The sequence below is a fragment of the Planococcus sp. CPCC 101016 genome (assembly GCF_007859295.1).
Lineage (GTDB): Bacteria > Bacillota > Bacilli > Bacillales_A > Planococcaceae > Planococcus.
In genome coordinates, this window is sequence record NZ_VOHB01000007.1 from 64,449 (window position 1) to 86,889 (window position 22,441).

The 22,441-nt window shown below is 43.7% G+C and carries 23 protein-coding genes; 17 read left to right on the top strand and 6 right to left on the bottom strand.

The window, feature by feature from the left end:
* Nucleotides 1-16 precede the first annotated feature (16 nt).
* Nucleotides 17-1,381, bottom strand: coding sequence for a 23S rRNA (uracil(1939)-C(5))-methyltransferase RlmD (rlmD, locus tag FQV26_RS17760; RefSeq protein WP_146559335.1), 1,365 nt, complete (start codon nt 1,379-1,381; stop codon nt 17-19).
* A gap of 41 nt (nt 1,382-1,422) precedes the next feature.
* Nucleotides 1,423-2,322 (bottom strand): TIGR01777 family oxidoreductase, encoded by a 900-nt coding sequence (locus tag FQV26_RS17765; protein ID WP_146559337.1) that lies wholly within the window; start codon nt 2,320-2,322, stop codon nt 1,423-1,425.
* 105 nt (nt 2,323-2,427) lie between these two features.
* On the opposite strand from FQV26_RS17765, the gene recX reads away from it, so the two are divergent.
* Genes recX through FQV26_RS17780 form a run of 3 tightly spaced genes read left to right on the top strand, consistent with a single transcriptional unit; the run spans nt 2,428 to nt 3,815 of the window.
* On the top strand, nt 2,428-3,234 hold the full coding sequence (gene recX, locus FQV26_RS17770; RefSeq protein WP_146559339.1) for a recombination regulator RecX: 807 nt from the start codon (nt 2,428-2,430) through the stop codon (nt 3,232-3,234).
* Nucleotides 3,227-3,559, top strand: coding sequence for a YfhH family protein (locus tag FQV26_RS17775; RefSeq protein WP_146559341.1), 333 nt, complete (start codon nt 3,227-3,229; stop codon nt 3,557-3,559). The genes recX and FQV26_RS17775 overlap by 8 nt, the downstream gene beginning before the upstream one ends.
* Nucleotides 3,560-3,563: 4 nt before the next feature.
* Entirely contained in the window at nt 3,564-3,815 is a 252-nt protein-coding gene (locus tag FQV26_RS17780; protein ID WP_006830870.1) for a YfhJ family protein, read from the top strand.
* 86 nt (nt 3,816-3,901) lie between these two features.
* Here FQV26_RS17780 and FQV26_RS17785 read toward each other — a convergent pair whose 3' ends face one another.
* The gene (locus FQV26_RS17785; protein ID WP_146559343.1) at nt 3,902-4,882 is read right to left on the bottom strand and encodes a metal-dependent hydrolase; all 981 of its coding nucleotides are present in this window, start codon (nt 4,880-4,882) and stop codon (nt 3,902-3,904) included.
* Nucleotides 4,883-5,029: 147 nt separating this feature from the next.
* Between FQV26_RS17785 and mutY the strand changes: the two genes are divergently transcribed.
* From mutY to nikC, 9 genes are all read left to right on the top strand, one after another.
* The gene (gene mutY / locus FQV26_RS17790) at nt 5,030-6,100 is read left to right on the top strand and encodes an A/G-specific adenine glycosylase (protein ID WP_186760063.1); all 1,071 of its coding nucleotides are present in this window, start codon (nt 5,030-5,032) and stop codon (nt 6,098-6,100) included.
* On the top strand, nt 6,082-6,828 hold the full coding sequence (fabL, locus tag FQV26_RS17795) for an enoyl-[acyl-carrier-protein] reductase FabL (protein WP_146559347.1): 747 nt from the start codon (nt 6,082-6,084) through the stop codon (nt 6,826-6,828). The genes mutY and fabL overlap by 19 nt, the downstream gene beginning before the upstream one ends.
* 103 nt (nt 6,829-6,931) lie before the next feature.
* Complete coding sequence (gene ntdP / locus FQV26_RS17800) at nt 6,932-7,477, top strand: nucleoside tri-diphosphate phosphatase (protein WP_142829796.1); 546 nt, start codon at nt 6,932-6,934, stop codon at nt 7,475-7,477.
* Nucleotides 7,478-7,536: 59 nt separating this feature from the next.
* Nucleotides 7,537-9,282 (top strand): ABC transporter ATP-binding protein, encoded by a 1,746-nt coding sequence (locus FQV26_RS17805; RefSeq protein WP_146559349.1) that lies wholly within the window; start codon nt 7,537-7,539, stop codon nt 9,280-9,282.
* A gap of 155 nt (nt 9,283-9,437) precedes the next feature.
* The gene (locus tag FQV26_RS17810; protein WP_146559350.1) at nt 9,438-10,457 is read left to right on the top strand and encodes an ABC transporter ATP-binding protein; all 1,020 of its coding nucleotides are present in this window, start codon (nt 9,438-9,440) and stop codon (nt 10,455-10,457) included.
* Nucleotides 10,432-11,415 (top strand): ABC transporter ATP-binding protein, encoded by a 984-nt coding sequence (locus FQV26_RS17815; RefSeq protein WP_146559352.1) that lies wholly within the window; start codon nt 10,432-10,434, stop codon nt 11,413-11,415. Before FQV26_RS17810 ends, FQV26_RS17815 begins: the two co-directional genes overlap by 26 nt.
* Nucleotides 11,416-11,444: 29 nt before the next feature.
* Complete coding sequence (locus FQV26_RS17820; RefSeq protein ID WP_146559354.1) at nt 11,445-13,067, top strand: ABC transporter substrate-binding protein; 1,623 nt, start codon at nt 11,445-11,447, stop codon at nt 13,065-13,067.
* Nucleotides 13,068-13,158: 91 nt separating this feature from the next.
* Complete coding sequence (locus tag FQV26_RS17825) at nt 13,159-14,163, top strand: ABC transporter permease (RefSeq protein ID WP_146559379.1); 1,005 nt, start codon at nt 13,159-13,161, stop codon at nt 14,161-14,163.
* A gap of 53 nt (nt 14,164-14,216) precedes the next feature.
* Nucleotides 14,217-15,068, top strand: coding sequence for a nickel transporter permease (gene nikC, locus FQV26_RS17830; RefSeq protein ID WP_186760068.1), 852 nt, complete (start codon nt 14,217-14,219; stop codon nt 15,066-15,068).
* A 150-nt stretch (nt 15,069-15,218) separates the two neighbouring features.
* Here the strand turns inward: nikC and FQV26_RS17835 are convergent, their stop codons facing one another.
* Both FQV26_RS17835 and FQV26_RS17840 read right to left on the bottom strand, forming a co-directional pair.
* Nucleotides 15,219-16,304: an FUSC family protein gene (locus tag FQV26_RS17835; RefSeq protein WP_146559358.1), complete on the bottom strand. Its 1,086-nt coding sequence runs from the start codon at nt 16,302-16,304 to the stop codon at nt 15,219-15,221.
* A 44-nt stretch (nt 16,305-16,348) separates the two neighbouring features.
* Nucleotides 16,349-17,635, bottom strand: a complete 1,287-nt coding sequence (locus FQV26_RS17840; protein ID WP_146559360.1) for a glutamate-1-semialdehyde 2,1-aminomutase — start codon at nt 17,633-17,635, stop codon at nt 16,349-16,351.
* A gap of 124 nt (nt 17,636-17,759) precedes the next feature.
* Here FQV26_RS17840 and bcp point away from each other — a divergent pair, with 124 nt between their 5' ends.
* The 4 genes from bcp to perR all read left to right on the top strand — a co-directional run bounded on the left by bcp (nt 17,760) and on the right by perR (nt 20,310).
* A complete protein-coding gene (bcp, locus tag FQV26_RS17845; RefSeq protein ID WP_146559362.1) occupies nt 17,760-18,236 on the top strand; it encodes a thioredoxin-dependent thiol peroxidase in 477 nt (158 codons plus the stop codon).
* 14 nt (nt 18,237-18,250) lie between these two features.
* Nucleotides 18,251-19,192 carry a D-2-hydroxyacid dehydrogenase gene (locus tag FQV26_RS17850; RefSeq protein WP_146559365.1) on the top strand — a complete coding sequence of 314 codons (942 nt, stop codon included), beginning with the start codon at nt 18,251-18,253 and terminating at the stop codon, nt 19,190-19,192.
* Between the two features lie 2 nt (nt 19,193-19,194).
* Complete coding sequence (locus FQV26_RS17855; protein ID WP_146559367.1) at nt 19,195-19,746, top strand: cob(I)yrinic acid a,c-diamide adenosyltransferase; 552 nt, start codon at nt 19,195-19,197, stop codon at nt 19,744-19,746.
* Nucleotides 19,747-19,866: 120 nt separating this feature from the next.
* Nucleotides 19,867-20,310 (top strand): peroxide-responsive transcriptional repressor PerR, encoded by a 444-nt coding sequence (gene perR, locus FQV26_RS17860; RefSeq protein WP_146559369.1) that lies wholly within the window; start codon nt 19,867-19,869, stop codon nt 20,308-20,310.
* Between the two features lie 92 nt (nt 20,311-20,402).
* Here the strand turns inward: perR and FQV26_RS17865 are convergent, their stop codons facing one another.
* Nucleotides 20,403-20,756, bottom strand: a complete 354-nt coding sequence (locus tag FQV26_RS17865) for a YgzB family protein (RefSeq protein WP_146559371.1) — start codon at nt 20,754-20,756, stop codon at nt 20,403-20,405.
* Nucleotides 20,757-21,020: 264 nt separating this feature from the next.
* On the opposite strand from FQV26_RS17865, the gene FQV26_RS17870 reads away from it, so the two are divergent.
* A complete protein-coding gene (locus FQV26_RS17870) occupies nt 21,021-21,887 on the top strand; it encodes a nucleotidyltransferase-like protein (RefSeq protein ID WP_146559373.1) in 867 nt (288 codons plus the stop codon).
* Nucleotides 21,888-22,441 lie beyond the last annotated feature (554 nt).

Genomic DNA, 22,441 nt, shown 5'->3' on the forward strand with positions numbered 1-22,441 from the left:
GGCGCTTGCGCTTTTCTTATTTCAATACCAATTTTGTTACTGATTCAACTTGCGCTGTTTGCGGGAACATATCAACCGGCTGAATGTATTCGATGCGGTAAATTTTGGTCAATTGCTGCAGGTCCTTGGCTAATGTGGAGGGATTGCAGGAAGTGTAGACAAAGCGTTTTGGTTTTACCTTCAAAATTGTTTTCAAAAGCGAATCAGCGAGTCCGGTTCTTGGTGGATCTACAGTCAAGACGTCAGGAATGAAACCTTCAGTGCTCCACAGTTCCAGCCATTTTTCAGCGGTACCGGTCACGTATTTAGCTGCATAGCCCTGCTTTTTAGCATTCGCCTTTGCATCGACGACACTTTCATGTACAACGTCCATGCCACGGATTTCCTTGGCGCTGTCTGCGAGCCATAAACCGATGGTGCCAACTCCGCAATAGGCATCGACAACCTTTTCCTTGCCTGTCAGTTCAGCGGCACGTTTGATTTCATTGTATAACTTAACAGTCTGTGTTGGATTAAGCTGGAAAAATGCACGAGCTGACAGATCGAATGCCAGTTCACCCAATTCTTCATGAATGGTGTCTTTGCCGAATAAGGTAATCGTCTCATCTCCGAAAATAAGAGAAGTTTTTTCTTTGTTGATATTCTGGACAATCGAGACCAAGTTCGTATCGATTTTTTTCAGACGTTCCAGGAGTAATTCTTTTTGTGGAATTTTTGACCGCGTCGTCACCAGAACCAACTGAATTTCGCCTGTTTTCACACCAGTACGGACGACGATGGTCCGGATGATGCCTTTCATCGTCTTGCCGTCGTATATCGGCATTTTCAGTTCTTCCAAGATTCGCTTGACCGCATTAGTGATAACTGTTGTGTCGGGATGCTGAACGATGCATTGCTCGATATCTAACAATTGATGGGAACCTTCCGCAAATAATCCGGCAATGACTTTCGTACCTTTCAGCCGCGTTTGGAATTGGCTTTTATTGCGGTAATGCCAAGGGTCTTCCATGCCGATCGTTTTCTCAACATGAACTTTTGTACCTTTCAAGTACCGTTCCAATGCCTGTACAACCAGATCCCGTTTTTCGACTAGCTGCTGATCATAAGTCATGTGCTGCAATTGGCATCCTCCGCATGCTTCATAGATCGGGCACGGCGGTGTTTGGCGGTGAGGAGAGGGAGTCCGCATTTTAACGATGCGGGCTTCTGCAAAATTGCGCTTGACCACAGTCACTTGGGCGGTAATTTCTTCCCCCGGCAAAGCTCCCGGCACAAATACTACATTGCGTTTGAAATAGCCAATGCCTTCGCCGTTAATACCGAGCCGTTTGATCGTCATCGGAAATTTTTGGCCTTCTTCAATAATGGGTTTATCGTTCATGGATATCACGTCCTTCAGTTAATCATCCCCCCATTATAGCCCTATTTATAGATATCAGCCAGTGCCGATCGCAAATTAGGAAACTTGAATTGGAAACCATGCTGCTCAAGGACAGTCGGAAGTACCCGCTGGCCTTCCAGAACCAATTGGCTTTTATCCCCCAAAGCGGTTTTCAATGCGAAGGAGGGAACTGGAATCCAATGGGGGCGGCCAAGTGCGTGTGCAATTTCTTTTCCGAATTCCTTCATTTGTTTTGGATGAGGTGCCGTGACATTAAATGCTCCGCTGAGCTGCTCGTTATCCATTGCAAAAACTATGGCTCTTGCTACATCCTTTACGTGAACCCATGACAGCCATTGTTTTCCTGATCCTACCGTACCGCCTGCAAACATTTTATATGGCAAAGCCATTAACGGCAAAGCTCCATCCTCTTTGCCAAGCACGATGCCGAATCGGCCACATGCTACACGTAAACCTTCCTCTTCAGCTCGAGCAGCTAAAATCTCCCAATCACGTAAGGTTTGTGCTAAAAAGTCAGAAGCTCGATCGACTGAAGCTTCTGTATAGGTAACGGTTTCCGATGGTGGATAAATTCCGATTGCACTGGCATTCACCAAAACTTTCGGTTTCTTCTCCAGATTTCGGATGATCCGCAGTAATTCATTAGTCGCATCAATACGGCTTGAATAGATCTGTTTCTTTTGGGTTTCATTCCAGCGTCCATCATTAATGGAAGCCCCAGCCAGATTGACAATAGCATCGATGCCTTCAAGCTGGTTTTCAGGAACTGCATCTTTCGACAGCCACTTTACATATGTAATCTTCTCGGCAGCCCTTTTCGGATTTCTTGTCAAAATATATACCTCATCGCCTCTTTCCAGCAGCAAGCGGGTCAATTCTTCACCGACAAATCCAGTTCCACCAGTAATTGCTATTTTCATTTCCTATCGCCTCCATTTTCTTATTAGCATACCCTTTTAGGAGTCAAGCTATGCCATTGTAGCTTTTAAAGGTGTATAATATGAGGAAGAGAGAGGTGCCAGTGAATGCCGATAATTTCTAAAATCACACAGGGAAAGAAGAACCCTGAAAGGTATAATATCTTTTTTGAAGATAAGTATGCTTTTAGCGTGGATGAAGCGGTGCTTATCAAACATCAGCTCACAAAAGGAAAAGAGCTGGATCAATGGACCATCGAGGAGATCAACTTCGAGGATGAAGTCCGAAAAGCTTACAATAAAGCGCTGTATTACCTTGGCTTCCGTATGAGAAGTGAGGGGGAAGTACGCCAGAAACTGAAAGAAAAAGAATACGGCGATGCCGTAATAGATGAAGCCATTAAGAAACTGTATACGCATAAATTCCTGGACGATCAGCAATTTTCAGAAGCATTGATGCGGACGCAAATCAATTCAGGGAAAAAGGGGCCGCGTGCAATCCAGCAGGATATGCAAAAGAGAGGGATTGACAAACAGATGCAAAAAGACGTTTTAGATTCCTATTCCGAAGAAGAGCAATTGGAAATTGCTAAAGGCTTGGCAGAGAAAATCGCCATCAAAGAAAAAATGAAGACCCCGAGTCAGATTCATCAGAAAATCAACGACAATTTAATGAGAAAAGGCTATAATTATTCGTTGATCAAACTGGCAATCGAAGGATTGGACCTTGAAAAAAACGATGATGAATGGACCGACATTGTCACAGAACAGGGCGACAAATTATGGCGCAAGCACAGCTCGAAACTGACCGGCTATGATTTAAAGTCGAAGGTGAAACAAGGGCTGTACCAAAAAGGATTTCCTGGTGAAGTGATCAATGATTACTTGGATAAAAAGGAGCTTGAAGATGACTGAAGACAAACGCTACAGCGATATGACCGAACATGAACTCCGTGGAGAAATAGCCCGGTTAAAGGAAAAGGCTAGAAAAGCTGAACAATTGGGCATTGTTAATGAATTTGCGGTGCTGGAACGGAAAGCTATAATGGCGGCAGCTTATCTGGTTGATCCCGCTGATTTTAAAAAAGGCGAAGTTTACCGCATCGAAGGAGACCCCAATGTCTATTTCCAGATTGATTACTTAAAAGGACGATTTGCTTGGGGATATAGAATGGGTGGAGAAAAACATACGGAAGCGTTGCCGATATCCATGCTTCGCCCGTTAAAGGAAGGGAAGTAAGCGAATGAAAGAGATTATTGACCAATTGACAATCGAATTACAGGAAAAAAACCCGAATCTGACGGAAGAAAAAGCACGTATTTGGATTGAACTGCTTGCATCTGACTTCGAATCTTCTTATGCAAAGGCAGGATATGACTACCAGGGCACGGCAGTAGTCGAAAAAGTAATGCGCCAGTGGATTGATAGCTATGGGGATAAAATTCATGAGTTCGCCAGCACCAACCCGAAGTATGCCCATTTGCTAAAAGATTAAAAAACAAGCGCATAATCAAGTACGCTACGATGGAAACTCTAGACGTTTAACTAAAAAAAAAACGCGCACCTATAGGTGTGCGTTTTCTAATTATGACTGAAATCCAGTTTTTTCCTTAGCTTATCTTCGCTAAAAATCCAACCCGTATAGGAATTAATGATTTTGCATTCTTTATCCAAATGGGCAACAGCCACAAACGGGTAATAATCATTGCTTCGGTAACGTAGATCAATCAGCCGTACTTCAAAGATATCGCCATATTTGTTGATTTCCCAACGATATAATGGAGAAAATGAAATGAAAGCTGAGATATTTTTATCTTTCATTGCCGCTTGAATCAGGTTGTTTTCAGGCATCTCTTTTTTCATGAATTTATCATAAATGTTGATGGTTCGACCGTATGCCCGTCCAACGTAGTGGTGCTGGTTTGTATCGGCAGCGACACGCCAGTGGAAAAAGCGCATGGTCGGTGCTACAAACACTTCAGTGGTACCAGGTATTGTATTGCGGACTGCGTGTATGATGGCTGCCTGTACTGCGAATCTTGCGATGTAATAGAATAACATGACAACATACAAAATGCTGATGGTCCAAACCGGATCAGCCCCGAATGCCCAGATCATCAAGGCCAGTACATGAGCACCAAAGATGATCGGATCGAACGTATTGATGACGCCAAGTGCGATCCAGCGGTTGGAAAATGGCCTGAGAGCCTGCGTACCATACGAATTGAAGATGTCGACAAATACGTGCATAAAGACCGCAAGGAAGGTCCACAGCCACAGATGGAGTAAATTGGCTTCGGGAAAAATAAAAGATAGCGCTCCAGCTATTAACAACGGCCAAAGCAACACCGCAGGAATCGAATGTGTAGCCCCACGGTGGTGTCGGATATAAACCGCATTGTCACGGAGTTTCAATACAGTATCAACGTCGGGTGCCAATGAACCGATAATAACACCAGAGACGACAGCGGTCATGGTGGCGGGATGGCTGGCGACGGCCGGATCGGCCATTGCGATGCCGCCGAGGGCAATGCCCATGACAATATGAGTTCCTGTATCCATTGCCTCATCCCCTTTCTAAAGAAGTTAAATTTGTAGGGGAAACGAAAAGTTTTGGTAAAATAAACTTACTCCCTGCTTACATATATACCCGAAATAGCATGGGAATAATCAAGTTGAACGGAGGCAATCCCCATTAAATTAGAGAAAATACAATTTCAAAATGACTTGATCAGCTGGTTTGCGGCAGAGAAAAGAGATTTGCCATGGCGACGTACAGCGGACCCTTATCAAATCTGGATTTCAGAAATTATGCTTCAGCAAACACGCGTGGATACGGTTATCCCCTATTATAAACGCTTTATTGAAAAATTCCCTACTTTGAACGACCTGGCAGAAGCTGATGAACAAATTCTGCTGAAGCAGTGGGAAGGACTAGGCTATTACTCACGTGCCCGCAATCTTCAGGCGGGGGTGAAAGAAGTAGCCGAGAATTATGGTGGCATCGTCCCCGATAATCGAAAGGATATGTCTTCTTTAAAAGGCGTCGGTCCTTATACAGCTGGAGCCGTACTGAGTATCGCCTATGGCATACCGGAGCACGCAGTAGATGGCAATGTCATGCGAGTATTGTCCCGGATCCTATTGATTGAGGAAGATATAGCTAAGCCAAAAACACGGAAAGTCTTTGAAGAAGCCGTTACAGAAATCATCAGCCATGAAGACCCTTCTTCATTTAATCAAGGTCTAATGGAATTGGGTGCTTTGATCTGTACACCGACTTCGCCGAAATGTCTGCTGTGTCCAGTGCGTGAACATTGCGCTGCCTTTCACGAAGGCAAACAGCATGAACTGCCGATTAAAACAAAAGCGAAAAAAACAAAATCCTTGCAGTATGCGATGATAGCCATCCGCCACGAAAACAAATTGCTCATGGAGCAGCGGCCGACCACGGGTCTGTTAGCAAATATGTGGCAGTTTCCGATGCTTGAAACAGCAGCTGATGTCTTGCCATTGGAAATTGAAGAGCAGCTGTCGGAAAAATTGAAAGGCGTAATCGGCAAAGCTGAAAAAATTACTTCTTTCAAACATGTCTTTTCTCATTTAACATGGAACGTGGATGGCTTTATCGCCGACAGTGAAAATATAGTGGCACCTGCCCATATGAAATGGGTGACCGCAGAGGAATTGGATTTATTGCCGATTGCAGGACCGGTCCAAAAAATGAAAACAGCTTTACAGCAAAGAGGAGATGTAGGATTATGGCAGAACAAAAAGTAGCATTGGTGACAGGCAGCAGTAGAGGTCTTGGCAAGGCGATGGCAATTGCCCTCGCAGATCAAGGGTACGATATCGTCGTCAATTACGCGCGCAGCAAAACCGCGGCACTCGATACAGTGAAAGAAATTGAGGCAAGGGGTCAAAAAGCATTATTGGTTCGTGCAAATGTTGGAGACGTTGAAAAACTACGTGGCATGTTTGAGACGATCAAAGAAGAATTCGGGCGGTTGGATGTATTTGTCTCCAATGCAGCTTCAGGAGTTTTACGTCCTATTATGGAGTTGGAAGAATCGCATTGGGACTGGACGATGAATATTAACGCTAAGGCGATGCTATTCGGTGCTCAGGAAGCGGCAAAACTGATGGACAAAGGCGGCAAAATCATCGGCATCAGTTCACTTGGTTCTATTCGTTATTTGGAAAATTATACGACGATAGGAGTTTCGAAAGCGGCGGTAGAGTCTCTTACACGCTATTTGGCTGTAGAGCTGGCGCCTCTTGGAATTGCCGTTAATACGGTATCTGGCGGAGCACTTGATACAGAAGCTTTGAAGCATTTTCCGAACCGTGAAGACCTTTTAAACGATGCTCGTGTCAACACACCGGCAGGCCGGATGGTTGAAATTGAAGATATGGTCAAAGCCGCTTTATTCCTGATTTCTTCTGATGCGGATATGATCCGTGGACAGACAATTATTGTCGATGGCGGCCGTTCAGTCGTCATGTAATCCTTTGGTCCTTCCGCCTTATTGCTGTATGTTTTCAGAATTGATTGATATAATACTGAAATAGCAGATAAACAAAGGCTTAGACAAGAAGGTGGGATGGTACATGGCGATTCCTGCGGAGGGTGAAACTATCCAAATCCACAGTTATAAACACAACGGCCGAATCCACCGTGTCTGGCAGGAAACAACTGTACTGAAAGGTACAAATAATATTGTAATTGGTGCAAATGAACGGACGCTGGTGACAGAATCCGATGGCCGAACCTGGTTGACGCGCGAACCGTCAATCTGTTATTTTCACGCAGAGCATTGGTTCAACATCATCTGTATGCTCCGAGACGACGGTGTTTATTATTATTGCAATGTCAGTTCTCCATTCGTCTATAATAATGGCTCGTTGAAGTACATCGATTATGACTTGGATGTAAAAGTGTTTCCAGACATGTCTTACACGCTGTTGGATGAAGACGAATATGAAGACCATAAGCGGCAAATGGGTTATCCTGAAGTGATTGATCAAATTCTTCACCGGAATGTGGAGAAATTGATTGGCTGGATTAAACAGCGCAGAGGGCCATTTGCCCAGGACTTTATCGAAGTATGGACGAACCGCTATGAATTTCATAGACTGAACCGGATTCGTGATTAAAATGAAAACCTGTTGCTTGCCAACAGGTTTTTCGTTTTGAATAGAATGGAGTGAAAGTTTTGAGCAGTATGAAACGCTATATGCAATTTGTCAAACCGTATTATTGGCAGATTGCGCTGACAATCGTCATCGGGGTATTCAAATTCGCAATTCCGCTTTTTATTCCGTTGCTGATTAAGATCGTCATTGATGACATTATCGGAGCAGATGCCCTGTCAAATGCAGAAAAACTGGAGCAATTGTATCTCTGGCTCGGAGGAACCGCAATCGTTTTCTTCCTATTGCGTCCGCCGATTGAATATTACCGTCAGTATTACGCGCAATATGTCAGCAACAAAATTCTTTATGACATCCGCGGCTTTCTTTACGGTCATCTGCAGCGCTTGAGTTTGCGCTATTACGCCAATACACGGGCTGGAGAAATCATTTCGCGGATCATCAACGATGTGGAACAGACCAAAAACTTTGTCATGATCGGCTTGATGAACGTCTGGCTTGATCTGGCGACGATACTCATCGCAATCGTCATCATGCTGACAATGGATGTGTCCTTGACCATTGTTGCCTTGTTGGCGTTTCCGTTCTATGCATTCAGCGTCAAATATTTCTTTGGCAGACTGCGCGACCTGACACGTGAACGCTCGCAGGCATTGGCCAATGTCCAAAGCTATTTGCACGAACGCGTGCAAGGAATAAGCATCATCAAAAGCTTTGCGCTTGAAAAGCATGAACAGAAAATTTTCAACGATACCAATGATCAGTTTCTGGAAAAGGCTATAGACCATACCAAATGGAACGCCAAAGCATTTGCAGTAGTGAATACCATTACAGACGTTGCTCCGCTGCTGGTAATCGGTTATGCCGGTTACCAAGTCATACAAGGGAATTTAACGCTCGGTACGATGGTGGCATTTATCGCATATATTGAACGTCTCTACAACCCGCTGCGTCGTTTGGTCAATTCTTCGACGACTCTCGTGCAGTCTTTGGCTTCCATGGACCGTGTGTTTGAGTTGATTGATGAAGATTATGACGTAACAGATAAGGAAAAAGCACATGACTTGAAGGTTGTGGACGGCAAATTGGAATTCCGTGACGTCTCTTTCCATTACAATGATGGTGGGACGGAAGTGCTATCGGATTTAAACTTTACTGTGAAACCGGGAGAAACTGTTGCTTTTGTCGGAATGAGCGGAGGCGGAAAATCAACCATCGTTTCATTGATTCCGCGTTTTTATGACGTCACCAGCGGCGGCATCTTTATGGACGATCACGACTTGCGCGATGTAACGACTCATACATTACGCGACCAGATCGGTTTAGTCCTGCAGGATTCCATTCTCTTCAGTGATTCAGTGAAAGCCAATATTCTAATGGGGAAACCAGGAGCGACGGATGAGGAAGTGATTGCGGCGGCAAAAGCAGCCAATGCACACGAATTTATTTCTCAGCTGCCTGAAGGGTATGAAACGAAAGTCGGAGAACGTGGTGTGAAGTTATCCGGTGGCCAGAAACAGCGGGTAGCAATTGCGCGGGTATTTTTGAAGAATCCACCAATTCTTATTCTGGATGAAGCGACTTCTGCTCTTGATCTCGAGAGCGAAGCGCTGATTCAGGATTCGTTGGAACGTTTGGCGCATGATCGAACGACTCTTATCGTAGCGCATCGCCTTTCAACTATTACCCATGCAGATCAGATACTTGTAATTGACCACGGCAAGCTTTCTGAAAGTGGAACACATAGTGAACTGATGAAACAGCAAGGTGTCTATTATAATCTGTTCCAAGTCCAACATTTTAATTGATATTATTAAGAGCCTCTAATATTTTAGAGGCTCTTTTTCTATGGCCGCAACTTCCAGCAAATTCAAAAAGAGATATTGCATTAATAATAATATTACGTATAATTAAAAGAAGGAGAATGTTCTGAATCATTTTTTTGTGCAAAAGGGGGAGCATCATGAATGAACGCAAAACCATCTTAGATGTTAAAGGTTTGAAAACATCCTTTTTCACAGATGACGGGGAAATACCAGCGGTAGATAATGTAGATTTTCACATACGGGAAGGCGAAGTGCTTGGCATTGTCGGTGAATCCGGCTGCGGTAAAAGTGTCACTTCCCTGTCCATAATGGGGTTGGTACCAAGTCCTCCAGGAAAAATTACTGGTGGAGAAATTTTATTTCAGGATAAAGATTTAACAAAATTATCCGAGAAAAAAATGAGGGATATCAGAGGCAATGATATTGCAATGATTTTCCAGGAACCGATGACTTCGTTAAATCCGTTGTTTACAATTGGTGATCAACTTCGCGAAGCGATTAAGATACACAAACGGAATTGGTCCAAAAAACAGATTCAGGAACGCGCCATCGAAATGATGAAGCTGGTGGGCTTGCCACGGCCGGAAGGGTTGATGAAGGAGTATCCGCACCAATTATCAGGAGGAATGCGTCAGCGGGTCATGATTGCTATGGCACTGTTGTGCGATCCGAAAGTCTTAATAGCCGATGAACCGACCACAGCACTGGATGTAACCATACAGGCTCAAATTCTGAAATTGATAAAAAATCTCAATGAGCGGCTGAATACTGCAGTGCTATTGATTACCCATGATTTGGGAGTAGTAGCTGAAACTTGCGAACGGGTTGTTGTGATGTACGCAGGAAAAGTGGTCGAAGAAGGGCCGGTCCATACGATTTTCAATGATCCGCAACATCCGTACACAAGAGGATTGCTGGAATCGGTTCCAGACATGCGTTTCAAGAAAGAGCGTCTCTATTCAATTCCAGGAAATGTACCAAAACCAGGCACTATTAAAACCGGATGCAAATTCGCAGCACGCTGTGAGTTTGCTTTCGACCGCTGCATCGGAGAAACACCGGAACTGTACCAAACGGCGGACAATCACCAGACCCGCTGTTTCCTATTTGATCCGAAGGAGGTACAGTCTCATGACAGAACCGTTGTTAAAAGTTGAAGGGCTGAAAAAATATTTTCCCATTAAATCAGGTATTTTAGGGAAGGTCAGCAATCACGTCAAAGCAGTCGACGATGTGTCATTTACTGTTCAGGAAGGTGAAACGCTCGGAATTGTAGGAGAATCCGGATGTGGAAAATCCACTACAGGACGTATGCTCATGCGTCTTTTGGAGCCGACAGAAGGAACCGTTACATTTGATGGCCAGGAATTGACCAGCCTGTCGAATAACGATATGCGAAAAGCGCGCCGTGATATTCAAATGGTCTTTCAAGATCCCTATGCTTCATTGAATCCGCGTCATACGATCGAAAAGATTTTAATGGAACCGCTTAACGTCCATGAAATTGGCGATCCGAAAGAGCGTAAAAAGAAAGTGCATGAGTTTTTGGAGATTGTCGGGTTGAGCAGCTATCATGCCAAACGCTACCCACATCAATTCAGCGGCGGGCAGCGACAGCGCATCGGCATTGCACGTGCTTTGATGACAAATCCGAAACTGATTATTGCAGACGAACCCGTATCGGCACTCGATGTATCAATCCAGGCGCAGGTATTGAATCTGATGCAGGATCTTCAACGAGATCTAAAGCTGACTTATATTTTCATTGCCCATGATTTAGGAGTCGTGCGCCACATCAGCGACCGCGTGGGCGTCATGTATCTTGGTCAAATGGCTGAACTTGCCAACACGGAAGATTTATATGAAAAACCGCTGCACCCATACACGCAGGCGCTATTGGCCGCGGTACCAGTGCCGGATCCGGAATTTGTCCGGGAAGAAGTTGTCATTTCGGGAGATGTACCAAGCCCTGCAAATCCACCGAGCGGCTGCAGGTTCCATACGCGCTGTCCGTTTAAAATGGATATTTGCTCTAAAGCCGTACCGATTTTTGCAGAGGTTGAGAAAGGTCATTCTGTAGCCTGTCATCTTTACGAAGAGTCCAGGCCGCAATGATAATAAATAGAAAAAACGGAGGGGTTAAAGTGGGGAAGAAAAAATTCTTATCGTGGGCATTTCTGCTGCTTTTATTAGTATCGACAGCTCTTTATGGCTGCAGTTCTGATAATGCATCAGAAAACAGCGAAGGCGAAAGTGGAAGCGAAGGGGATTCCGCTGAACAAAAAGTATTGATCTTTGGACGTGGAGGCGACTCGGTTTCACTTGATCCAATTACAGTCACAGATGGAGAATCTTTTAAAGTCACTAAGAACGTATTTGATACATTAGTGAATTTTGGTGAACAGGATACAGAAATCGAACCAGCATTGGCTTCTGAATGGACAGCTTCTGACGATGGACTTACGTATACCTTGACATTAGAAGAAGGCGTTAAATTCCATGATGATACGGATTTCAACGCAGAGGCAGTAGTGAAGAACTTTGAGCGTTGGGCAGCCGGTGACGGAGAGCAATACCCATATTACGGTTCAATGTTCGGTGGATACGGCGATGAAGAAGGGCACGTTATCGAATCTGTTGAAGCAACAGGCGATTACGAAGTTACCTTCACATTAAAACGTCCACAGGCACCATTCCTTAAAAACTTGGCAATGAGTCCATTTGCGATTGCCTCGCCAACTGCATTTGAATCAGCGGGAGACGCTTTTGGCGACAACCCAGTTGGAACTGGCCCATTCAAATTTGTTGAATGGAAACGCAACGATACAATCACAATCGAGAAATTCGAAGATTATTGGGTAGAAGATGAGCCAAAATTGGATCAAGTCGTATTCCGTGCGATTCCAGATAACTCAGCTCGTTTAAATGCTTTACTATCGGGAGAAATTGATCTTGCAGATGGGATCACACCTTCAGATGCATCAACAATTGAAGGAGATGAAAATCTTCAATTATTTGAACGTCCATCGATGAACGTTGGTTACTTAGGTATGACAGTAACTCGCGAACCTTTCGATGATCCAAAAGTACGCCAAGCATTTAACCATGCGATTGATAAGCAAGCGCTTGTAGATGCATTTTTCGAGGGTCGTGCTGAAGTTGCTAAAAACCCAATTCCGCCGGTAATCAGCGGATATAACGACAGCATTGAAGGGTATGACTACAATCCAGAACGTGCAAAAGAATTATTGGCTGAAGCAGGATTCCCGGACGGATTTGAAATGGAACTTTACGCAATGCCAGTTCCGCGTCCATATATGCCAGATGGCCAAAAAGTGGCAGAAGCCATTCAAAAGAATTTGGCTGACGTAGGCGTAACTGCTGAAATCGTGTCATTTGAATGGGCAACATATCTTGAAAAAGCAGCAAATGGAGAAGCCGACGCATTCCTACTTGGATGGACTGGCGATAACGGCGATGCCGATAACTTCCTTTATGCGTTGCTTGACCAAGACAATGTTGGTACAAACAATTACACGTATTACGAAAGCCAAGAATTACACGATGTATTGATCCAGGCACAATCAGAAGTTGATGAAGATGTAAGAAACGACTTGTACATGCAGGCTCAGGAAATCATTCATGAGGATGCTCCTTGGGTTCCACTTGCACACTCTACACCGCTATTAGCTGGTGGGAACAATGTCGTTAATTTCAAAGCACACCCAACAGGTTCTGACAAATTGGCTTCAGTAGATTTAGAGTAGGCAATTCTAGGGAGGAAGTCGGGATGATTTCCTCCCTTTTTTATTACTGTTATACATATTGCATATTGTAAGAGATGGAGAGGTGAAGAAGATGCTTCACTATATCGGAAGGCGGCTTCTACAGTTAATCCCGGTTTTACTCGGTATGACATTTATCGTATTTATGATCATCCGCGCAATACCTGGTGATCCTGCACAAGTCATCCTAGGTCAACAAGCATCCGAAGAAGCGATAAAGGCATTACGAACAAATCTGGGGTTGGACAACCCTTGGTATATTCAGTACTTTGATTATTTAAAAGGACTGGTAACAGGAGATCTGGGAGAGTCACTTCGTACGCGAACTCCAGTGGTAGATGAAGTATGGCCGTATCTGGCTGCAACGATCGAACTTTCCTTATTTGCTATTATTATTGCAGTTGTTATCGGGATCAACGCTGGCATCATTTCAGCTTGGTTCCAGAATTCTTGGTTTGATTACTTAGCTATGATCATTGCATTGATTGGGGTATCGATGCCAATCTTCTGGCTGGGTTTGATGAATCAATGGATTTTCTCGATTGAACTGGGAATTCTTCCGACAACTGGTCGTGAAAACGTCCGTGATCCTGTAGATGTCGTCACGAATTTCTACGTTATCGATACCTTGATCGCCGGAAATTTTGATCAACTGGCGACTGTCCTGAAACATCTAGTATTGCCGGGCACGGCATTGGCGACAATTCCAATGGCAATTATTGCCAGAATGACCCGTTCGAGCATGTTGGAAGTTATGCGGTCTGATTATGTCAGAACAGCTCGGTCTAAGGGGTTATCAATGTTTTGGGTAGTTTATAAACATGCCCTTAAAAATGCTATTATTCCAGTATTGACGATTATCGGGCTTCAGATGGGGCTGCTTCTTGGGGGCGCTATTTTGACTGAAACCATTTTTGGCTGGCCTGGAATCGGACGTTATATCTACGAAGCAATTGGATTCCGTGATTATCCGGTTATTCAATCCGGGATACTGATCGTGGCGTTTATCTTTGTCATGATTAATCTGTTTGTGGATCTGCTTTACGGTTTAGTCGATCCGCGTATTAAATATGATTAGGAAGGAGGAGAAGCACATTGGCTGAAACAGCAATCAAACAAGAGGAAGCGGAAATGCAAAAAGTCGCGGGTCCTTGGAAAGAGGCATGGCGCGGTTTCCGTAAAAGCAAAGTAGCGGTTGTCGGAATGGGAATTGTCATTTTCTTCATTCTGCTAGCAATTTTTGGTCCGCTTCTTACACCGCAAGGCATCAATGAACAAAACTTGTCCCAACGGCTTTTGCCTCCTTCTTCTTCGAATTGGATGGGAACAGATGATTTTGGACGTGATATTTTATCGCGAATTGTATACGGCGCCCGCATTTCATTATGGGTTGGCTTTTTAGCGGTTATTGGATCGGTTGTAGTCGGCAGTATTTTAGGAATCTTGGCAGGATATTACGGACGCTGGGTAGATACGATCATTTCCCGCATCTTTGATATCATGTTGGCATTCCCAAGTATTTTATTGGCTATTGCAGTAGTATCAGTTCTTGGACCATCATTGCGCAACGCGCTGATCGCCATTGCAATCATCAACGTGCCAAACTTTGGGCGTTTAATCCGTTCAAAAGTATTGAGTATCAAAGAAGATGAATACATCATGTCTGCGAAAGCAATTGGCATGAAAGACAACCGAATTCTGGTGTCGCATATTTTGCCGAATTCCATGGCTCCGGTTATCGTTCAAGGAACTCTAGCCATCGCAACAGCAATCATCGAAGCGGCAGCTCTCGGCTTCCTCGGATTAGGAGCGCAGGCTCCGTCTCCTGAATGGGGCAAAATGTTGGCAGACTCGCGTTCGTATTTAACGAATGCGCCTTGGACCATGATTTTCCCAGGGGTTGCCATCATGCTGACGGTTCTTGGCTTTAACCTTATGGGTGACGGCTTGCGCGATGCTTTGGATCCACGAATGAAGTCATAAGAAAAGCGCAAGCGGCATGTTTTCAGCCGCATAGCCAAGATCTTATGGCCCTAGAATCTGGGCGCTGGTGGCTGGACAACAAACAAAAAGCTAAAAAATTATACTTCTTAAACATTAAAAAACGTGTGGAGAATTGCTCCACACGTTTTTTTATATGACATCTTCAAGGTCGCTATCCACTTCTTCTGAATGATAGTTCAAGTAAGCGATAATCAGTAGGTCTAAATGTTCCAGTTGCTCTTCATAATCGAGAATAGCTGAGAGGACATGCATCAAATGGTAAACCGAAAATTCATCCTCGTTTTCCTCATGTGCAAGATTGATTTCTTTTACAAAAATGGTCATAACTTCATTGCGTTTCATAATGGCATTTTCTCCAGAACCTTCACTATGCTCCGGTCGCAATTTCCCAACGTATTTCATATAAAGTTGTTCGTGGTAACTCGCGAGACTTTCCAAACGCTCCTGAACCATCATGTGGAAATGCTCAGGAAGCTCTGACAACTCATTTTCAAAGCGGTGGAGCCTTTTCAAGACTTCCAAGCTTTTTTTCGATGTAGCGATCATTTGTCGATAAAGCACTAACTTTCTTGCTTTTGTATACTGCTGCTTTCTCGTGTAACTGCGTTCATCCTTATAAAAAGAATACCACTGATCTACCTTGTCAAGTTTGTTGGATAATTTATCAATATCATTTTTTACTGAAGCATGATCAGAAGCATGACGGATGGATACTCGGATCCAGCGGATAACTTCTTCAGTTACTTCGTGGATGGAGGTAAATAACCTGGTTTCGTATTTAGGCGGCAAAAAGATCAAGTTGACAATGAATGAAGAAAAAATTCCCAATAAGATAGTCAGAAATCGCAAGCCAGCAAACTCGAGAAATTCGGGTTCGTGAGATTCCATAATAACTATGATAGTAACAAGCGTTAAAGGGACTGGATTATTAAGTTTTAGCTTTAGCATGATAATGATAGCTAATATAGCTGCTAGTCCAACGGTCAAGTAGTTTGAGCCGAGTGTCACTACAAAAACTACAGCAATTGTCGCGCCTATTAAATTACCATAGATCTGATCGAGTACCGTAAGATAAGAGCGATAAATTGAAGGTTGAATAGCGAAAATAGCTGCAATACCTGCCATGAAAGGAATAGGTAAATTCAACCAATTAGCTAGGAACAGAGCTAATGAAATGGCTATTCCGGTCTTAAATATCCGTGCACCTAATTGCATAATATTGGTCCTCCTTTCTTCAATAATGCAGGTATTAGATTGTGTTACAGCTGCTTAAAGGCTTGTCGTACCGCTTGAATTGAATATTCAATATCTTTTTCAGTATGCTCAGTTGTTAAAAACCATGCTTCATATTTAGATGGGGCTAAATTGATCCCTTGTTCCAGCATCAGCTTGAAGAAACGGCCGAAGATCTCACCATCAGTTGCTTCAGCTTGTTCGTAGTTCTCAACTTTTACGTCAGTGAAATAAATGGTTAAAGCGCCTTTTAGACGATTGACGGTAATCGTCACTTCAAATTCTTCAGCGGCTGCTAAAATACCTTTTTCCAGTTGTGCTCCAAGTTTATCCATTTTCTCATAAATGCCATCTTGACGAAGAACTTCCAGACAAGCAATTCCAGCTTGGATAGAGGCGGGATTTCCGGCCATTGTACCAGCTTGATAAGCAGGACCTAAAGGAGCCACTGTTTCCATGATCTCTTTCTTTCCGCCATAAGCGCCAATCGGCAATCCGCCGCCAATGATTTTTCCGAGTGCTGTCAGGTCCGGAGTCAATCCGAGCATATCCTGTGCACCTCCGTAATGGAAGCGGAAAGCTGTAATCACTTCATCATAAACGATCAATGCTCCTTTTTCATGGGCGATGCGGTGAACTTCCTGCAAAAATCCTTCGTGCGGCTCAACGATACCAAAATTACCTACAATCGGTTCGACCAGGATGCAGGCAATTTCTTCGCCCCAACGATCCATAGCTTCTGCATAAGCCTGTGGATGATTAAAGGGAATTGTGATCACTTCTTCAGCAATAGACTTAGGTACCCCAGCTGAATCAGGAGTGCCAAGTGTAGCGGGACCAGATCCGGCAGCTACAAGAACCAAATCGGAATGACCGTGGTAACAACCCGCAAATTTCATGATTTTTGTCCGGCCAGTATAAGCCCGCGAAACACGGATCGTCGTCATGACCGCTTCTGTACCGCTGTTGACGAAACGGACTCTGTCCATATTTGGCATTGCTTCTTTTAACATTTTAGCGAATGTAACTTCGTGACGGGTTGGAGTTCCGTATAGAAGTCCGGTTTCCGCCGCATGTGTAATCGCCTGTGTGATATGCGGATGCGCATGGCCGGTAATGATTGGCCCGTATGCAGCCAGATAGTCTATGTATTTATTGCCGTCTACGTCCCAAAAATAAGCGCCTTGTCCACGCTCCATGGCAATGGGAGAACCTCCACCTACCGCTTTATAGGATCTGGATGGACTGTTGACGCCGCCGACAATATGTTCTAATGCTTCTTCGTGAAGCCTTTCTGATATTGAATGGTTCATTGGATGAATGCCTCCTAGTGATTAATCTATTCCTTATTGTAGACAATCTCATGGGGAAACGCCAAAGAAATTGAAACTCGAGCTGTGGTTCGGTACGATAGAGATAAGAAAAGGAGTGTTGAAAATGACTGTATTGGAAGGCACACAAGCACCGGATTTTTCATTGAAGAACGAAGCGGGAGAAACGGTTTCTCTGCAAGATTTCGCAGGCAAAAAATATGTGGTCCTGTATTTCTATCCTCGGGACATGACGCCAGGCTGTACGACGCAAGCCTGCGATTTCCGTGATGCACAAGCGGATTTTTCTGCACTCAATGCAGTGATTTTAGGTGTTAGCGCTGATTCGGAAGACCAGCACAATAAATTTATCGAAAAGCATGGACTGCCATTTTCATTGCTGGTGGATGAAGACCATAAAGTTTCCGAAGCCTACGGCGTCTGGGTGGAGAAGAATATGTACGGAAAAAAATCGATGGGCATTGAACGCGCGACTTATCTGGTCGATCCAACAGGAATGGTCGTAAAAGAATGGCGTAAAGTCAAAGTTCCAAATCACATCCAAGAAGTCCTGGAAACTCTGAAAGAAATCAGCAATCAGTAAGAAGGGAGACATTCATGGAAATCCTGTTTACGTTCGTTCCAAAAGAAGATCAGCAAGCGAGGCTGAAAATCGAATTTCCGGAAATCGATTTCTATTTCCTCTATAAAGATAAGACGCGTTTGTCTTCTGCTGACATCATTGTCACCTACGGAGAAGACCTGGCAGCAGAGGACATAGCTGCCGCTGAAAAGCTGCAGTGGATCATGGTGGCCAGCGCGGGTATTGAAAAACTTCCTCATCAAGCAATTGCGGGGCGGGGGATTACGGTCTCGAATGTCAAAGGCATCCATAAAATTCCAATGGCTGAATCTGCTCTGGCTCATTTACTTTCCCTTAAGCGGTCGCTTCCGGTAATTTACCGTAATCAGCGCAATCATGAATGGAGCCGCAGAACACATTCATCGGAAATGCATGGGTCAACAGCGCTGATTTTGGGGCCGGGCGCTATCGGTTCCGAGATCGGCCGCCTGCTGAAGGCTTTCGGCGTCCATACAATTGGTTGTAACCGATCTGGAATGCCAGCTGACCATATGGATGAAATGGTTTCTTTTGAAGCCATTTTAGAAAAACTTCCACAAGCTGATTATGTCATTTCAGTTTTACCGAGCACGAACGAAACCAAGTACTTATTGAAAGAAGAACATTTTCAAGCAATGAAAAACACTGCTATCTTTATGAATCTGGGCAGAGGCGATCTTGTTTCGGATAAAATCCTGCTGAGTGCATTACTCAATGAAGAAATTGCCTATGGAGTTTTGGATGTTTTCGAACAGGAGCCACTTCCAGAGGACCATCCGTATTGGTCGATGGACAATGTTATTGTGTCACCTCATGTATCCAGCCATTCAGGCAAGTATGTCGAACGTGCTTTAGATGTATTTATTCCGAATCTCAGAAAATGGCAAGCTGACCAAACGGCTCCGGCTAATCTGGTGAATATGGAAAAGGGGTATTAAGCATGAAAATCTATACAAAAACCGGCGATAAAGGTACGACTTCTTTGGTGTATGGAACGAGGGTTGCGAAAAATGATGCAGTGGTCGAAGCTTATGGAACCTGTGATGAAGCGAATTCTTTGATTGGTCTTGCAATCGGTCATATGAACGCAGAGTTTTTTGAGGAAAAGGAAGCGTTGTGTGAAATCTTTCATGAAGTACAGACAACTTTATTTCACGTAGGAGCTGAATTGGCCACGCCCAAAGGAAAAGAAGTCAAATGGAAATTAACCGAAGAGGATGTATTTAAGCTGGAACAATGGATCGATCAGTATGATGCTGAAGTTCCTCCACTCAGCAATTTTATTCTGCCTGGAGGACATCCTTCAGGCGCGGCTCTTCATGTTGCACGGACTGTTGTCAGAAGAGCTGAGCGAACAGCCTTGTCCATCGGAACTGAGGTTTCTCCAAATGTTCTAGCGTACTTAAACCGCCTATCCGACTTTTTGTTCGTGGCGGCGCGCCTGGTCAACCAACGACTCGGAAGGAAAGAGAAGGGACTGCACGAAAAATAAAAGGAATACGCGTGGCAAACGGCGGTAATATAGTGATTTCTTGACATCGACCACTACGATTAGGTACACTGATTATAACGATTACAATGTAAGAATATATATGAAGTGAGGTGCACGGCGATGTCTGAAGTACAATTAAAAGACGCGCTTGATGCTTTGAAGTCAACAGGTGTACGAATCACACCCCAACGCCACGCGATTTTGGAGTACATGATTCATTCAACAACGCACCCAACAGCGGATGACATTTATCGCGCGCTCGAAAAAACATTTCCTAATATGAGTGTTGCAACTGTTTATAATAATTTACGTGTGTTTAGAAAAGCGGGGCTGGTCAAAGAATTGACTTACGGAGATTCCTCAAGCCGCTTCGATTTTGTTACGCATGATCATTATCATATTATCTGTAATGACTGCGGAAAGATCGTTGATTTCCACTATCCAGGATTGGATGAAGTAGAACATTTAGCTTCGCATGTTACCGGGTTTCAAGTGGACTATCATCGTCTTGAGATTTATGGTACTTGCCAAGTATGTTCCGGCAAAACAGCAAAAGCCCAATAATATCTTTCCAGTCAGAAGCTTACCTCATTCTAGGGTAAGCTTTTTTTATGCCATAAAAAAACATCCAGCGAAGTTCTGTTCGCTGGATGTTTTCATGGTTGTGAACTTTTCTTGTTATAGTCCTGGTTAAATTCTTTCCCTTCAAGCGAACGATCCATTGTCAGGGGTTCGTTGCAATGCATGCAGATATCTACACGACCAAGCATCTTTGTATGTTTTCCACAATTAGGACATTCAACCGGTGTGGTTTTCATTGAAAGCAAACCGATCCAGGCATAAACACCTGTACTACCGATTATCGCGACCACGCCAAGCAGCATAAAGATCACCATGACAACAGGATGATTTCTAAAGTAAATACCGACGTACATGATGACGATTCCAATGAAAATCAGCGCAAGTGCAAACGTCCGAATGCGATTGATTTTATTTTTATAAGGTTTCATAGTTTATTTCCTCCTTGCATCCATCATACTATATCATAAATACTCTTAAAAAGTGATATCGATTATCAAATGAAGGAATTGGCAATAAATATGTCGAAATAAAGAAAAGCAGAGACCATTAGATTTGGTTTCACCGTCTGACAAAAAGAGAACGGGAAACCCCCGCAGACTATAGGGAAAATGAAATTACGCTGCAGTTCATTACTAGCCGCTCCGTTCAACTACATGACGGAATGTGATAGAGACAGCAAGGAGTGAAAGTTGATGGAACAAATCCTACGACCTATTTATCAGGAACGCGCCAGCCAGGAAAGTACGCTGGGGGTGATCTTAGTAGAAAAAAGAGAGAAGGTCAGCCAGATTACAGATACCTTCGATTCGGTTTTATTGATCATCACGAAAGAGAACGAAACTCCGGTGTTCACTAAACATTACACCTACTTGGATAAAAAGGCAGCAATGCACATCGTAACCGAAAAGCAATTACATAAATGGCTGCTGCTTGGCACGAACCGTAAAATCGTAGATTGGCTATTCTATGGACGTGTCATTTATGACCGAAATGAATTTATGGAAAAACTAAAAACGGAACTGAAAGACTATCCTTTCTATGGCCGCAAAATCAAAATGGGTATGGAGTTTGCTAAGTTGATTCGACGCTATATGGAAGGAAAAGTGTTTTTTGAAGAAAAGAACTATATGGATGCCTATCATCATATGGTAGAGTCGCTGCACCACCTGGCACGACTGGCAGTACTTGAAAACGGATTGCCGCCCGAGGTAACTGTCTGGTCTCAGGTGAAACAAATGGAGCCGGCTATCTATAAGCTTTATGAAGAACTGATCTCGAGTGATGAACCGATCGATAAGCGGCTGGAGTTGTTATTTTTAGCAAGTGAATTTTATATTCATTCACGGACTCAGGACGGTGCTCTTCATATAAGGGAAGTAATGGAAAAGCAAAACAGTTGGACAATCCAGGAATTGCATGAGCAAGAAGAATTGAAAAACTACTCTTCTAATCTCGAGGTGTTTATCGAGTATCTGGTAGATAAAGAACTTATCTTTATTAATGGAGTTACTACAAAGAGTGAAGGAATCTTCCATCGATATTATTATGTGAGAGAGTAACTGAAGGATTCATTTTATAACAAACGTCAATTTCGGTTCTGTTCGCTCTTGGAACTTTTCATGAAGGCTTGAAGTTGGGGAAGAAAAGAATCCTTTTCTATTGAAAGGATCTTATGAAGTGGATTTTAGAATACCCTTGTAATGCAGATGCTGCCTCGAAAGCCGGTTATCCGACTGTTGAGGCAGCATCTCTATTTGAGTGAGAAGCAAAGTAAGAGCGCGATGAATAATGATTTAGAAAGGGGTTTGATAAGTAGATTTAAGTTTTTTTATTTTTTTTGCTTTAATCGTTGACATCTTTAGAGAGAATGTATTATGATAATACACGTCGCTAAGGGAAATTAAGTTTTTCACAATAATAAAAAGGCTTGACTCTTCCGCTTAACGGTGTTAAATTAGAGAAGTTGCTTTTACAGGACGAACATATTGAACCTTGAAAACTGAACAGCAAAACGTCAACAATACAGCAACGGCCGCGCAAACGGCCCGCGCAAAACGTACTGATCAGCTCATGCAGATCAAAGCGAATCGCGCGTCTTCGGACGGCGATACGC

Bases quoted from the DNA above. Each gene is read 5' to 3' on its own strand.
- recX (WP_146559339.1), top strand. From the start codon at position 2,428: ATGCCGATAATTTCTAAAATCACACAGGGAAAGAAGAACCCTGAAAGG.
- FQV26_RS17785 (WP_146559343.1), bottom strand. From the start codon at position 4,882: ATGGATACAGGAACTCATATTGTCATGGGCATTGCCCTCGGCGGCATC.
- perR (WP_146559369.1), top strand. From the start codon at position 19,867: ATGTCTGAAGTACAATTAAAAGACGCGCTTGATGCTTTGAAGTCAACA.
- ntdP (WP_142829796.1), top strand. From the start codon at position 6,932: ATGGCGATTCCTGCGGAGGGTGAAACTATCCAAATCCACAGTTATAAA.
- FQV26_RS17870 (WP_146559373.1), top strand. From the start codon at position 21,021: ATGGAACAAATCCTACGACCTATTTATCAGGAACGCGCCAGCCAGGAA.
- FQV26_RS17825 (WP_146559379.1), top strand. From the start codon at position 13,159: ATGCTTCACTATATCGGAAGGCGGCTTCTACAGTTAATCCCGGTTTTA.
- bcp (WP_146559362.1), top strand. From the start codon at position 17,760: ATGACTGTATTGGAAGGCACACAAGCACCGGATTTTTCATTGAAGAAC.
- FQV26_RS17840 (WP_146559360.1), bottom strand. From the start codon at position 17,635: ATGAACCATTCAATATCAGAAAGGCTTCACGAAGAAGCATTAGAACAT.
- nikC (WP_186760068.1), top strand. From the start codon at position 14,217: ATGCAAAAAGTCGCGGGTCCTTGGAAAGAGGCATGGCGCGGTTTCCGT.
- FQV26_RS17780 (WP_006830870.1), top strand. From the start codon at position 3,564: ATGAAAGAGATTATTGACCAATTGACAATCGAATTACAGGAAAAAAAC.
- FQV26_RS17775 (WP_146559341.1), top strand. From the start codon at position 3,227: ATGACTGAAGACAAACGCTACAGCGATATGACCGAACATGAACTCCGT.
- FQV26_RS17850 (WP_146559365.1), top strand. From the start codon at position 18,251: ATGGAAATCCTGTTTACGTTCGTTCCAAAAGAAGATCAGCAAGCGAGG.
- FQV26_RS17835 (WP_146559358.1), bottom strand. From the start codon at position 16,304: ATGCAATTAGGTGCACGGATATTTAAGACCGGAATAGCCATTTCATTA.
- FQV26_RS17765 (WP_146559337.1), bottom strand. From the start codon at position 2,322: ATGAAAATAGCAATTACTGGTGGAACTGGATTTGTCGGTGAAGAATTG.
- FQV26_RS17855 (WP_146559367.1), top strand. From the start codon at position 19,195: ATGAAAATCTATACAAAAACCGGCGATAAAGGTACGACTTCTTTGGTG.
- fabL (WP_146559347.1), top strand. From the start codon at position 6,082: ATGGCAGAACAAAAAGTAGCATTGGTGACAGGCAGCAGTAGAGGTCTT.
- FQV26_RS17815 (WP_146559352.1), top strand. From the start codon at position 10,432: ATGACAGAACCGTTGTTAAAAGTTGAAGGGCTGAAAAAATATTTTCCC.
- rlmD (WP_146559335.1), bottom strand. From the start codon at position 1,381: ATGAACGATAAACCCATTATTGAAGAAGGCCAAAAATTTCCGATGACG.
- FQV26_RS17810 (WP_146559350.1), top strand. From the start codon at position 9,438: ATGAATGAACGCAAAACCATCTTAGATGTTAAAGGTTTGAAAACATCC.
- FQV26_RS17865 (WP_146559371.1), bottom strand. From the start codon at position 20,756: ATGAAACCTTATAAAAATAAAATCAATCGCATTCGGACGTTTGCACTT.